The organism is Streptomyces sp. NPDC028368 (assembly GCF_055565615.1).
Map to the genome: position 1 here is coordinate 164,945 of NZ_JBVHTY010000018.1, position 11,665 is coordinate 176,609.

Consider the following 11,665-nt stretch of genomic DNA (forward strand, 5'->3'; position numbering starts at 1 on the left):
GGTTGATTTTCCGCCGGGTTCATTTCCCGCCGACCGATGCGCCGTCCAGCGCCTCGATCAGCCGAGGGGGCAGCGGAGTACTGCCCGATCCATCAGTGGCCACCGCGACATAGACGATGCAGCCGGTCGCGGTGACCGCACCGTCGCTGCGGAAGGCGAAATCGAGTGTGAAGCTCTTCTTCCCGACCCGTGCGGTGCTGACCAGCACCTCCGGCCGATCGGTGTACCTGATGGCCGCCTTCCAGTCGATCTCGACATGGGCGACGTGTACGTCGACGCCCAGTTCGGACCATGCGGCGTACGGCAGGTCACGCGCGAGGAAGAAGCCGTCCACCGCCTCGTCGACGTGTGCCAGGTACCACATGTTGAACATGACGCCCTGGCGGTCGATCTCGTAGAAGCGAGGCGTGACGGCGTGCGCGAACACCGCGTCGTCCTGTGTCATGAAGTCTCTGCCTTCGTTTGTTTCACCAGGAGAATGATTTTTCGTCGCGGAGGTCGACACCAAAGGCGGCCTTGCCGAGGTATTCCAGACATTCTTCTGGTTTGGCGGGCATCACCGCCCCGTACTGGAGTTCGCGCAGCAGCCGCTCGATCGGCCTGGAGCGGCTGACGGCCGCTGAACCGCAGATCGAGACGACGATGCGGGAGAGCTCCGCGCCGAGGTCGCCCACGGTGTACTTGGCGGCGTGGATCAGGGTGTTGGCCCTGACACCACCGCGTCCGAGATCGACGGCTTCACCCGCGCGTTCGACCAGTGCGCGGGCCGCGTGCAGGCGGGCGGCGAGCAGCCCGACGTTGCGCTGGACGACGGCCGATTCCGTCCGCTGGGGCGAGGCCGACAGGTAGTCCACGACGGCCTGCTGCAGGGCTTCGGCGATTCCCAGGTACGCACCGGTGTAACCGGCGACCATCCAGTGCGGTTCGCGGACCACCTTGGGCAGTGACAGGCCTTCGATGCCGAGGAACAGCCGGAACCGGGGCACGGTGACGGAATCCAGGGTCATGTTGGCGGTGCTCGTCCCGTACATCGCCGTCAGGTTGTGGATGTCCCCGAACGAGACCCCGGGGTCGTTCTTGCTCACCAGGAAGTGCGAGATGCGTCCGGGATCGTCGGAATCCTCGGGCCGGGCGGGGACCGCGTAGTAGTCCGCGATGCCGGCCAGCGAAACGAACGACTTCTCGCCCGTGATCACGAACCCTTTGCCGTCCTCGGTTCTCCGGTAGCGGGTCCGCAGTCCGCGCAGCTTCGCTCCGCTCACGGGTTCGGACGCGGCGGACGCGAAGATCTTGTGACCGTTGACGACCTCGTCGAAGAGCCAGGTGCGGAACTCCTCGGCCATCGGTGGCAAGGGCGTGTCCGCTGATTCGCACAACGGTCCGATGACGGCGTTGTGCATGTTCAACCCGAGTGCCGCCGCACCATTGTGGAACCCGACGGCGGACAACACCCGCCAGTAGTCGGCGAACCCGAGACCGGCACCGCCCGCCCTGCGCGGTACCAGCAGCGTCAGGAAACCGGCCTCGGCGAGGATCCGGTAAGGCTCCTGGAGGTCGCCGGTCCGGGCGTCCACGCCGGTGGCCAGCGGCTCCAGCTCCCGTCCGGCCTGGTGCGCGGCGTCGAGGATCTTGTCGAAATCGTCGGGGAGCGTCATCGTGTCTCCTTCAGCGGCGAGGGCTTCGACGTCGCCTCCGCCGCGAGCGTCAGGCGGTCGGTCTTTCCGCGGGCGTTGAGCGGGAAGGCCGAGACCACAACCGCCCGGTCGGGCACCATGTACAGCGGGAGTTGCGTGCGCAGCAGCCCGAGAATCTCCCGTTCGTTCGCCGTGCCCTGCGCGTACGCCCAGAGCTCGCCTTCGTGCGCGCCGGTCTTGGCGACGACGGCGGCCGCCTGGATCTTGGGCGAGTCGAGCAGCACGTTCTCGATCTCTCCGATGTCGATGCGGTAGCCGTGCCGCTTGATCTGGGAATCCTTCCGGCCGAACAGCACGATCTCGCCGCCGCCCGTGCGCCTGCCGAGGTCTCCGGTCGGATAGGCGCGGCGGACGACCCCGTCACGGAAGCGCACCCGCCGGGTCGGATCGTGGAGTGCGCCGTCCACCAGGTAGCCCAGGAAGACCGTCGCGCCCGCGACGTGGATCTCGCCCCTATCGGACGTGAGCTCCCCGGTCTCGTCGAAGACGTCCACGACATCGCCGGGAACAGCCGAACCGATCGTGGCCTCCTGCGCCGCCGTCCACGTTGCCGGGAGACGCGTGAACGTACAGACGTTCGTCTCCGTCGGTCCGTAGAAGTTGTAGACCGGCCGGTCGGCGGCGAGCCGCAGACACGCCTCCAGCGCACGCGGGGGGAACGGCTCTCCCGCATACAGCAGCGTCCGCAAGGTGGACGGGAATGCGTCGCTGATGCCGCCCCGTTCAAGCATGTTGACGTACAGGGACGGCACCGCGTACAGGACGCTGATCCGCTGTTCGGTGAGCCAGTCGACGACATCGGCGGGGAACGCCTTCAGCCGTTCCGGCATCAACACCGTGCACGCGCCGGCGACAGCGGCGGCGAACAGGTCGAACGTGCTCAGGTCGAAGGTCAGGGCGGCCTGCGACCCGATGCGGTCAACAGGACGCAGTCCCGTTTCCGCGGCGGCCCAGACGGCGAAGTGCGCGACGTTGGAGTGCGACAGCAGCACGCCCTTCGGCACACCCGTGCTGCCCGAGGTGAACAGCACATAGCCGCCGTCGCGCGCGGGTTCGGGAAGCGGCTCCACAGGAGTCGTCTCCCGCGTGTGCAGCAGACCGATGCCGCCTTCGAGGGCGCGGACCTCGGGAATCTCATCGCCCCGCGCTGCCTGCCGAGCGAGGTTCTCGGACGCGGCAACGGTGAGCAACCAGGTCAGGCCGCCCTGACGCACCATGTGGCTGGTGCGGACGACCGGATTCCGGATGTCGAGTGGTGCCACGACCGCCCCGGCTCGCAGCCCCGCATAGACCGCGATGACGGCTTCGGCCGACTTGGAGATGAAGACCCCGGCCCGGTCGCCGGGCTTCACTCCGTGTTCGGCCAGTCGTCCGGCCAGGCGGCTGACCGCATCGTCGAGTTCCCGGTACGTCCAGGCGCGGTTGCCGTCCACGAGAGCCGGCCGATCCGGGTACCTGCCGGCCGCGCAGGCGAGGAGCCCGTCCAGCCGTTCTTCTGTGTTCACCGTCGCAAGCTCAGCTGATCCGGTCATCCGGACTCGCTCAGTTGCAGCTGCAGCCGACGCTCACCCAGTGCGGAACCCACGTCGACGGCGACCGTGCCGGGGGCGGCCGCCGTACGGCGCGCGCGGACCGTGAAGTAGAGCTGAACGAGACCGGCCAGGCTCCCGAAGGGCGACAGGTGCTCGTCGGCGACGGGAGCCACGGAGACCTCCGCCGTCTCGGACGAGGAGCCGGCACGGCGTACGAAGAACGCGACGGCGGCGTCGACCTGTGCCGCGCCGACGTGCGGCCCGCCGTCTGTCAGCTCCGCGTGGGCGCTGAGCGACCTGCTCTCGGCCGCCAGGTCGATGCCGAGGAGCAGCACCTGGTCCATGTCATCGTCGAGGATCGTGTCGACGAGGTCGAGGGCCTCGGAGCGCAGGTCGCCGCGGAGAGCGACGCAGGTCGTCGGTCCGGTGATGCCGTAGTCGCGGGCGACCACGCCGAGGATCGTCGTCGGCACGGACTGAAAGAACAGCAGGGGGTTGGCCACCTGCCCGGACGCCAGCAGCCGGCTCCCGAGATCGGTGGTGACCGCGTCGCCGCAGAGGGTCGCGAGCACCACGCCCGTTCGCGCGCCCTCGTCGCCGAAGGCCGCGCCTCCGGTGACACCGGCCAGGCAGCGGTCGATGACGGCTTTGACCAGAGGACTGAAGGGCGATTCCACGAAGCCGGGCACTCGGCGCGCCTCGGCGGACTCGACCGTGGTGCCGCCGATCGTGATACCGGACGGCACGACGAGAGCCTCGGAGACCAGCAGTCGTTCGGTACGCGTGTTGATCATGCTTGCTCCAACAGCAGCGCCGTATTGGCCCCGCCGAAGGCGGAGTTGGTCGTCATCGCGCGTCGCAGGCTCCCGCGGCGGGGACCGTCGGTCACGTAGTCCAGGTCGCACTCGGGATCGGGTGTGGTGAAGTTGGCCGTGGGCGGGACGAGTCCATGGTTGAGGGCCAGCAGAGTGATCACGGTCTCCACGGCCCCGGCGCCTTCGAGGGTGTGTCCCGTCGTGCTCTTGGTCGAACTGACGGGAAGGTGCGCGGCCCGGTCCCCGAACACCCGGTGCAGTGCGGCGGTCTCGGAGGTGTCGTTGGAGGCAGTGCCCGTACCGTGCACGTTGACGTAGTCCACCGCGTCGGGGCCAAGACCCGCGATCCGGAGCGCGGACTCCATCGCCCGCGCGGTTCCGCGGCCTTCAGGATGAGGCCGGCTGGCGTGGTAGGCATCGGAGGTGATGCCCCAGCCCGCGACCCGGGCGAGCACGTTCGCGCCCCGCGCGGTCGCGGCGGCCTCGGACTCCAGCACCAGACACGCCACTCCGTCGCCGAGCAGCAGGCCGGTCCGGTCCTTGGAGAACGGGCGAACGAAGCCGTCCTTGGCGAAGGCACGCGCCGAGTCGAATTTGGCGAACAGCTCTCTTTCGACCAGGTACGCCCCGCCGCACAGCAGCGCGTCGGTGCGTCCTCGGCTGATGAGGCGGCTGGCGTGAATGATGCTGTCGGCGGAGGCTACGCAAGCGTTGATGAAGGTCATGCGCAGCGGCCCCAGGCCGAGAGCGTCCCCCAGACCATGGGAGAGCTGGCCGGGCACGCTGTCCTTCAGGAACGCCGTGTCAGGCGTGTCCGCTCCGCCGACCACCGAACGCCAATACCGTGTGGTCGGCGTGTAGTCACCCTGGCTGCCGACGAGCGCGCCGGCAATCTTCGACGGAGCGATGCCCGCCATATCGATCGCGGCACGAGAGCACGCCACCAGGGCGTCATGCTGACGCGGCGGCGCGTCCCCCGAGAAGGTCACGCCGGGGATCTCCGGGCCGGTGCCCTCGTAGACCGCCGCGGATGCGCACCGGAATGCCGAGGTGTCGAACCGCTCCACGTCGCGGAAGGCGGGGCGGCCCGAGAACACCCCGTCGAGCAGCGCCTTCTCTCCGAAACCGAAAGCGGTGAAGACTCCGAAGCCCGTGACGACGACGCGGTGGGATTCCGTCATCGGCCTTCCCCCGAGTTCGCGGCGTTCCCGGCGGTCAGTGCGTTGACATAGTCCGTGATCCGGTTGATGCTCGAAAAATTCTCGACCCTGACTTCCCGAAGGTCGAGTTCGACGCCGAATTCGGTTCTCAAGTTGTGGTCAAGCCAGGCAAGCGAGAAGGAGTCGACCAGGATTTCCGCGTCGTCCTCGACGTCCTCCACGCCGGCAAGCGTCCTGCCTTCGATGAGGATCTTTCTGATGTCGTTCGCTGTGATCACGACGAACCACTGTTCTCCGTGCTCGCGCCGGTGGCTATTGCCGTGCGCTGCTTGACGACCTCGTCGATGAATTCCCCGAGCGTGCCGCTGAGCAGTGCCTCCAGCGTTTCGTCGGAGAATTCGATGTTGTACTCCCGCTCGAGGTGAACCGTCACCTCCAGGATGCCGATCGACTCAATTCCGATCCCCTCCGGGCCGATCGAGGTGCTCAGGTCGACGTTTTCGCCCAGTTCGAGACCGAGGGTTTCATCCATGATGCGTGCCAAGAGTGCGAGGATTTCTCGCCTTTCTGCTTCCTGGCTTTCTATGGGCATTGCTGCCTCCCCCTTTTTTGGCTCTTTTGGTCTGTCGCGTGGTTTTCTGCGGTGCGGTCAGTCGGATGGACAGGCGCCGGGCACATGCCCGCGCAGCTGCCGAGGCGTTGGTGCGATTCCGTCCGCGTGAGGGTCTTGCCCGCGTACTTGTCGCATGCGAGGGGCATCGGGCCTCTCTACGAGAGGCGCGGATGCGGGACCACGGAGCGGCATGCCCGGGGTGCACTGCCGAGCGGGCGGAGTTGTGTGTGTCTCCCCGTACCGCCGAATGGCGTTGATTGACCGGGGGCTCTCGAGGTCGACCGCGATGTCGCGGGCGCTCGGCACGTGCTCGGCCGCGGTGCGCACTGCGGCGGCGTTCGCGCAGATGAACATGCCGTCAGCGGGCATCGGATTCAGTCGCCGGACGGTCGATTCCTCGTCGGCGAACGGGATATTCTCGATGTCGTTATCGATGTGGGGCAGAAATGAGGACGTCGCCCACTTCTTGGTGCTCCGTAAGTGAGCAACTTTCGCCCCAGGGCAGGCGAATTCGGCGGGTGGTAAGTTTCCTGCCGATTTGTTGATCACGGCACCAGAAAAGCTAAACGTCATTTTCCGTGGATCCCTTAAGCGCGGTGCGTTGAAGTGGATCTAGAAGTGAGCTGCTTGGTTCGCCTGGATCGTCCTCGCTTTCCGGAAGTTGATCACAGGCCCGTCTTGCTGTACAAGTCCTAAACATTGTGACGTGGATCACTGTGTAATTAACAGATGGTAAAGATTCAGTAAAGAAGGTGGCGGCCTGCAGGGATTCTCCTCGACCGGTCATGGAAGTGAGCCTCGTGTCGCGCGGTGAATTCATTGTGTTGTCGCAGCGAAGGCCCAGGTCCAATGCGTTCGCGTGTGGTGATCTCGAGGAGGGCGATGTCCCGGCCGGCCTGGCGCAACAGGCCGATGGCCAGGCTGCGGAGGGTGGCCATGAGGCGGGGCGGTTCCGGTGTGGATCGGATCCGGGAAGCCTGCCTCCTCGCTGAACGTCCCCTAGTAGCGTGGAGTCCGTGATTGCGGGGGAAGTTGAGGCTCATGGGGTCCAGCGACGGACGGGCGATGCCGAGTTCCTTGAGGGGGCTGTACGCACCGTGATGCCCTCTCCCGCACCGTCCGGCCTGCCGGATCCCTGGAGGGGCGCGTCTCGGTGAACACCGTCACGAAGATCACGGAAGAACTCGCCCTGGCCGGGCGGAAGATCCGCCGCGGGCGTGGTCTCACACGGCCCGGTCGCCGGCACCGGCTGCACCCTCGCATGCTGATGCCCCGCATGGAGCAGCCATGACCACATCCGCCCGACCGGGCCTCCCTGTCGGCCGACACCCGATGGGGTGCGCCGTGATCAGGGGGATCCTGCCGGTCCCGGTGGCCTCCGCGGAGGCGTTCCGCGACCTGCCGCACGCGGCCCTCTTCCCCGGCGAGGAGGACGCGACCCGCGGTGCACCGGAGGCGCGGCGCGCCGAGTTCCGGACTGTCCGCCACTGCGCCCGCACGGCCCTCGGCGAGCTGGGTCTGCCGCCTCTCCCCATCCTGCCCGGCCCGCGCCGGGAACCGCGGTGGCCGGAGGGCATCGTGGGCAGCATGACGCACTGCGCGGGCTACCGGGCCGCCGCGGTGGTCCGCGCCGGCGACGTCGCCTCCCTGGGTATCGACGCCGAGCCGCACCAGGCGCTGCCCGACGGCATGTTGCCGGCGGTGGCCCGGCCGGAGGAGATCGCCCGGCTCGCCCGGTTGTACGCCCGCCGCCCGGAAGTGCACTGGGACCGGCTGACGTTCAGCGCCAAGGAGTCCGTCTACAAGGCCTGGTTTCCGCTCGCTCGTCGCTGGCTCGGCTTCCATGACGCGAGCCTGACCTTCCACCCCGACCGGCAGGCGTTCGACGTGTCCCTGCACGACAACTGTCTGCCCCTCGGCGGCCGGTCCCTGACCACTCTGAGCGGGCGGTGGATCGTCAAGAACGACCTGATCGCCACCTGCGTGGTGGTCGACGCGGCACCCGCCGCGGCCTGACCACACCCGCCGCGGCCGGGTGCCCCGGTGTGCTGCCCCGCCCACCCCTGGACAATTGCGTCCGATGTTCTCGGTGGTCGTAGGCGGTCGGGGAGCGTTCGGCCAGGGGCCGTCAGCCTCCTATGTGCCAGCTGACCGTGCCGTCGGTGGTGACGAGGGTGGCGAGGAGGATCAGGTCGACGGCGCCGAGGGCGAGGCCGAGGAGGGCGCGGCCGCGGCGGTGGGTGCCGCGGGCCAGGGCCAGGCCGCCGAGGATCAGGGCGCAGGGGCCCAGGACCAGGTTGAGGACCAGGGTGCCGAGCAGGCCGAGGACGAAGGAGGCCACGGCCATGCCGTCGGCGTGTGAACGGGGCTGCTGGGCGGCCGCCGGATTCTTCGTGGTGTGCGGCGTGGCGTCGGTGAGCGTGGTCATCGGGGGGTCCCCTCGTGGTGGCGGCGTTCGCGGAGTGTGAAGACGAGCAGCCAGCCGGCGATGACGGCGGCCGCCACGAGGGTGACGGGGAGGGGGAGGTGTGCCGCGGTGCCCAGCATGACCCCCATCAGGAGGAGGGCTGCGACGAGGAAGAGCATGATGCTGCCTTTCCAGCTCGGGTGGAGGACGTGCGCGTTCGACGCGTATGTCGTACTCAGAGGACAGTTGTTCACTGAGTTCCTTCAGTCTAGGGGTACCCACGGGTGGAGGAGTTCGGAGAACGGTTGTTTACTGGATGACATGAGTCACACCGTTGGAGTCCGGCAGGCACAGAAGCAGAAGACCCGTCAGGCATTGCTTGACGCGGCGCTCGGTCTGCTGGCGGAGCAGAGCCTGAGCAGCCTGGGGTTGCGGGAGGTCACGCGGGTGGTGGGGATCGCCCCGACCGCGTTCTACCGGCACTTCAAGGACATGGGGGAGCTGGGCGTTGTCCTGGTGGGGGAGGCGCTGGGGAGTCTGCATGCCATGGTGCGCGCGATTCTCGTCGAGCAGGCCGCGGCCGAGGAGCGGATCGACCGGACGATCGCGGTCGTCGAGCGGCATGTGCGCGAACACCCCGCGCACGTACGGTTCGTGGCGCGCGAACGGCACGGCGGCGTACGGGCCGTACGGCAGGCCATCGCGGGCGAACTGGACCGGTTCGCGGAGGAGGTCGCGGAGGCGCTCAAGGCTCAGCCGGTGTCCGAGGGCTGGCGGGATGAGGATGTGCGGATGCTGGCGGAGCTGTACGTGGACCGGCTGGTGACGACGGCCGCGGCGCTGCTGGATGCGGGCGACGGCGCGGAGGGGGAAGACGTGCGGGTGGTCCGTACCGCGCGGCGCCAGTTGCGGCTGATTGCCATCGGCCGCCGTCACTGGCGGGAGAACGGGGAGGAGTTGGAGGGGGAGGAGTAGGAGGGGGAGGGGTGAAGGGGGGTCACGCTGTGCGTGCGGGGGTTGCGCGGATGCGGTAGGTGCCGTCCGGGTTCTCGCCGAGGACGGTGACCGAGGCGCCGGACTTGTGGTCGGTGTAGGTGCCGCCGGGGCGGAAGGTGGCGTCGGTCAGTCCTGGTTCGACGTACTTGTCGGTGGTGAAGCAGCCGCGGCTGTCGGGGGTGGCGTCCACGACCCGTATGGGGCCGCTGCCCGAGGTGGTGTGGGTGGTGACGCGGTAGACCAGGACGCCGGGGCGGCAGACCGCCGGGTCGAGGGGGCCGCGGGTGCGGGCCTCGGCGACGAGGGCGGTGCGGGGGGAGGTCGGGATGACGACGATTTTGGTGCCGCCGGGGACCGGCATCGGCGTGAGGGTGTGTTCGGACGGCGTCCCGTGGCGCGGTACGCAGTGCACCTGGTTGGCGGCCAGCCAGCCGAGCTTCCACTTGTGCCAGCCGAGGAAGTCGTTTTTCGGCCCCCAGTCCTCGTCCATCGGGTCCCAGTGGCCGACCGGGGTCACGGCGCGGCGGCCGTCGGTGTAGTAGAGGTCGGGGAGGCCGAAGGCGTGGCCGTTCTCATGGTTGAGGACGCGGTAGGCGCTGTCCCCGGACTGCCGGCTCCATATGAAGGACGCGTTCCGGAACGGCACCTTGTCCGCCGTCTGCAGCCCCATGTCGCCGCCGCTGAAGGTGACCGACAGGACCATACGGGCCGCGGGCGGGCCCGCGTTGGGCGCGGCCAGGACGTTGACGACGTCGTACGCGTGGAAGTCGACCGTGCCGTCGACGGCGCGGACGATCTCCTGGGAGAGGGCGTGATAGCCGGTGTTCGACTTCGGGTCGAAGGTGGCGTCGCGCTTGACGCCGTACGCCGCCACGGGACGCGTCATACGGATCCATTTCAGCAGCGGTACGGGGCGGTAGGTGAGCCTGCCGTACGAGCTTGCGCGGAAGAAGTCCGTGGCGGCCGGGAAGAACTCGGCGAAGCGGGCCTGCGGGGTGATCGTGGCGCGGGCGTCGGGGAAGTCGACGAAGAGGGTGAGCGCCCGGACGGTGCCGTGTGAGCGGGCATAGCCGGTGGGGGTGGCCGCCGATTCGGCGACGTCGCTCGTGATGCCGCCCAGTGCGCACGGTCCGCTCGGCGGCGCACCCGGCGGCGAGGCGATGGCGGCGGCGGTGGGCGGCGCACCCATGGCCACAGCGGCCGCCGTGGTGGCCGCGCCCGCGGCCAGGGCCGCGGATATCTTCAGCTTCATGATGATGACTCTGTGTGGGGGGCCGGTCACTCGCGCGCGGGGTTAGGTCATCTGGAGGGTGGCCAGGGGTGAGCGGGTGGCGGGTGTGGTCCGAGTCACATCCCGGTGGGGAAATATCCGGGGAGGGGGTCCCCGTTTAACCAGGCGTGGTCGAACCGGGGAGCCCTTCCCCGGTTTGCCGCTCCAGCCGTTCGGCCGTCGAGGCCATCGAGAAGCGATGAGAGATGAGAGGGGTGTGCCGCGGTGACCGCCACGGAATTCGCTGCCGTTGCCGGCGTCGAGAGCGCTGCCGGCGTCGTTGGTGCCACGGGCGTCGACAGCGCCATGGGCACTGAGGCCACCCCCGGCCGCGCGAAGCCTGCGCAGCCGCGCCTGCGGGCCGATGCGCTGCGTAACCGCGAGCGGATCATCGCGGCCGCCCGCGAGACGATGGTCGAGTTCGGGCCCGAGGTCGCGCTCGATGAAATCGCTCGACGCGCGGGCGTCGGCAATGCGACGCTTTATCGTCACTTCGCGGATCGACTGGAGTTGGTCCACCACGTCACGCTCTCCGTCATGGCCCGTACCGCGGACCGCGCCGAGAGCGCCCTTGCCGAGGAGTCCGATGCTTTCCAGGCGCTGCGGCGCTTTGTTCACGCTGCGGTGGAGGAGCGGATCGGGGCGCTGTGCCTGCTGCTCTCGGACAGCATCGATCTGAGTCACCCCGACCTGCTCGCCGCGCGCGAACGCCTGGAGGCGGCCATCGAGGCCCTCATGCGTGCCGCGCGCGACAGCAGCCAGCTGCGTACCGACATCGCCGTCGGTGACCTGATGGTCGCGCTCACCCAGCTCACCCGCCCCCTGCCGGGCAGTGGCTGTATCGACTTCGACCAGTTCGTGCACCGGCATCTGCAGCTGTTCCTGGACGGTCTGCTGACGCCCGCACGGTCCGAACTTCCCGGCGCTGCCGCCACGTTGGATGACCTGAGGCGGCGCCACCCGTAGGCGAAGGCGCCGACGGCACCGTCGTCAGTACCGCCGCCGTACGACCCAGTCCTGTTCCGAATTCACCTCCCGGATTCACGTCCCGAATCCACGTCCCGTTATTCGCTCACCGCACCGCTAGTGACCTGAGTCGGAGTTTCGTCGTTGGTTGAGTGTGAGTCGTCCTGGACCGAAGATCCCGCCGTTGTCGGTAACTGATGCCCAGCGGGCCG

13 protein-coding genes are annotated in these 11,665 nt (G+C 68.5%); 3 read left to right on the top strand and 10 right to left on the bottom strand.

The features are described from left to right. Positions 1-19: 19 nt before the first annotated feature. From ACZ4S3_RS33350 to ACZ4S3_RS33380, 7 genes are read right to left on the bottom strand one after another with little or no spacing between them, the layout of a single operon-like run. Positions 20-445 (bottom strand): acyl-CoA thioesterase, encoded by a 426-nt coding sequence (locus ACZ4S3_RS33350; protein WP_467941120.1) that lies wholly within the window; start codon positions 443-445, stop codon positions 20-22. A 22-nt stretch (positions 446-467) separates the two neighbouring features. Next, positions 468-1,655, bottom strand: coding sequence for an acyl-CoA dehydrogenase family protein (locus ACZ4S3_RS33355; protein WP_467941123.1), 1,188 nt, complete (start codon positions 1,653-1,655; stop codon positions 468-470). Continuing rightward, entirely contained in the window at positions 1,652-3,199 is a 1,548-nt protein-coding gene (locus ACZ4S3_RS33360; protein ID WP_467941126.1) for an amino acid adenylation domain-containing protein, read from the bottom strand. Before ACZ4S3_RS33360 ends, ACZ4S3_RS33355 begins: the two co-directional genes overlap by 4 nt. A 23-nt stretch (positions 3,200-3,222) precedes the next feature. Next, positions 3,223-4,020 (bottom strand): ketosynthase, encoded by a 798-nt coding sequence (locus ACZ4S3_RS33365; protein WP_467941128.1) that lies wholly within the window; start codon positions 4,018-4,020, stop codon positions 3,223-3,225. Beyond that, positions 4,017-5,222 (bottom strand): beta-ketoacyl-[acyl-carrier-protein] synthase family protein, encoded by a 1,206-nt coding sequence (locus ACZ4S3_RS33370; protein ID WP_467941130.1) that lies wholly within the window; start codon positions 5,220-5,222, stop codon positions 4,017-4,019. Before ACZ4S3_RS33370 ends, ACZ4S3_RS33365 begins: the two co-directional genes overlap by 4 nt. Further along, positions 5,219-5,479, bottom strand: a complete 261-nt coding sequence (locus ACZ4S3_RS33375; RefSeq protein WP_467941134.1) for a hypothetical protein — start codon at positions 5,477-5,479, stop codon at positions 5,219-5,221. Before ACZ4S3_RS33375 ends, ACZ4S3_RS33370 begins: the two co-directional genes overlap by 4 nt. Next, entirely contained in the window at positions 5,476-5,793 is a 318-nt protein-coding gene (locus ACZ4S3_RS33380) for an acyl carrier protein (RefSeq protein ID WP_467941138.1), read from the bottom strand. Before ACZ4S3_RS33380 ends, ACZ4S3_RS33375 begins: the two co-directional genes overlap by 4 nt. A gap of 1,365 nt (positions 5,794-7,158) precedes the next feature. On the opposite strand from ACZ4S3_RS33380, the gene ACZ4S3_RS33385 reads away from it, so the two are divergent. After that, a complete protein-coding gene (locus ACZ4S3_RS33385; protein ID WP_467941141.1) occupies positions 7,159-7,830 on the top strand; it encodes a 4'-phosphopantetheinyl transferase family protein in 672 nt (223 codons plus the stop codon). Between the two features lie 112 nt (positions 7,831-7,942). Here ACZ4S3_RS33385 and ACZ4S3_RS33390 read toward each other — a convergent pair whose 3' ends face one another. Together ACZ4S3_RS33390 and ACZ4S3_RS33395 are read right to left on the bottom strand one after the other, a co-directional pair. Continuing rightward, entirely contained in the window at positions 7,943-8,242 is a 300-nt protein-coding gene (locus tag ACZ4S3_RS33390) for a hypothetical protein (RefSeq protein ID WP_467941145.1), read from the bottom strand. Next, positions 8,239-8,475 (bottom strand): hypothetical protein, encoded by a 237-nt coding sequence (locus ACZ4S3_RS33395; protein ID WP_467941182.1) that lies wholly within the window; start codon positions 8,473-8,475, stop codon positions 8,239-8,241. Before ACZ4S3_RS33395 ends, ACZ4S3_RS33390 begins: the two co-directional genes overlap by 4 nt. Before the next feature lie 67 nt (positions 8,476-8,542). On the opposite strand from ACZ4S3_RS33395, the gene ACZ4S3_RS33400 reads away from it, so the two are divergent. Further along, positions 8,543-9,196 carry a TetR family transcriptional regulator gene (locus ACZ4S3_RS33400; protein WP_467941147.1) on the top strand — a complete coding sequence of 218 codons (654 nt, stop codon included), beginning with the start codon at positions 8,543-8,545 and terminating at the stop codon, positions 9,194-9,196. Between the two features lie 22 nt (positions 9,197-9,218). On the opposite strand, the gene ACZ4S3_RS33405 is transcribed toward ACZ4S3_RS33400, so the two are convergent. Beyond that, positions 9,219-10,469, bottom strand: coding sequence for a M6 family metalloprotease domain-containing protein (locus tag ACZ4S3_RS33405; protein WP_467941149.1), 1,251 nt, complete (start codon positions 10,467-10,469; stop codon positions 9,219-9,221). 324 nt (positions 10,470-10,793) lie between these two features. On the opposite strand from ACZ4S3_RS33405, the gene ACZ4S3_RS33410 reads away from it, so the two are divergent. Continuing rightward, positions 10,794-11,453, top strand: coding sequence for a TetR/AcrR family transcriptional regulator (locus ACZ4S3_RS33410; RefSeq protein WP_467941179.1), 660 nt, complete (start codon positions 10,794-10,796; stop codon positions 11,451-11,453). The last annotated feature ends 212 nt before the right edge of the window (positions 11,454-11,665 follow it).

Excerpts from the sequence above, each read along its gene's own strand:
- ACZ4S3_RS33350 (WP_467941120.1), bottom strand. The coding sequence starts at position 445 with ATGACACAGGACGACGCGGTGTTCGCGCACGCCGTCACGCCTCGCTTC.
- ACZ4S3_RS33355 (WP_467941123.1), bottom strand. The coding sequence starts at position 1,655 with ATGACGCTCCCCGACGATTTCGACAAGATCCTCGACGCCGCGCACCAG.
- ACZ4S3_RS33365 (WP_467941128.1), bottom strand. The coding sequence starts at position 4,020 with ATGATCAACACGCGTACCGAACGACTGCTGGTCTCCGAGGCTCTCGTC.
- ACZ4S3_RS33370 (WP_467941130.1), bottom strand. The coding sequence starts at position 5,222 with ATGACGGAATCCCACCGCGTCGTCGTCACGGGCTTCGGAGTCTTCACC.
- ACZ4S3_RS33380 (WP_467941138.1), bottom strand. The coding sequence starts at position 5,793 with ATGCCCATAGAAAGCCAGGAAGCAGAAAGGCGAGAAATCCTCGCACTC.
- ACZ4S3_RS33390 (WP_467941145.1), bottom strand. The coding sequence starts at position 8,242 with ATGACCACGCTCACCGACGCCACGCCGCACACCACGAAGAATCCGGCG.
- ACZ4S3_RS33400 (WP_467941147.1), top strand. The coding sequence starts at position 8,543 with ATGAGTCACACCGTTGGAGTCCGGCAGGCACAGAAGCAGAAGACCCGT.
- ACZ4S3_RS33405 (WP_467941149.1), bottom strand. The coding sequence starts at position 10,469 with ATGAAGCTGAAGATATCCGCGGCCCTGGCCGCGGGCGCGGCCACCACG.
- ACZ4S3_RS33410 (WP_467941179.1), top strand. The coding sequence starts at position 10,794 with ATGGGCACTGAGGCCACCCCCGGCCGCGCGAAGCCTGCGCAGCCGCGC.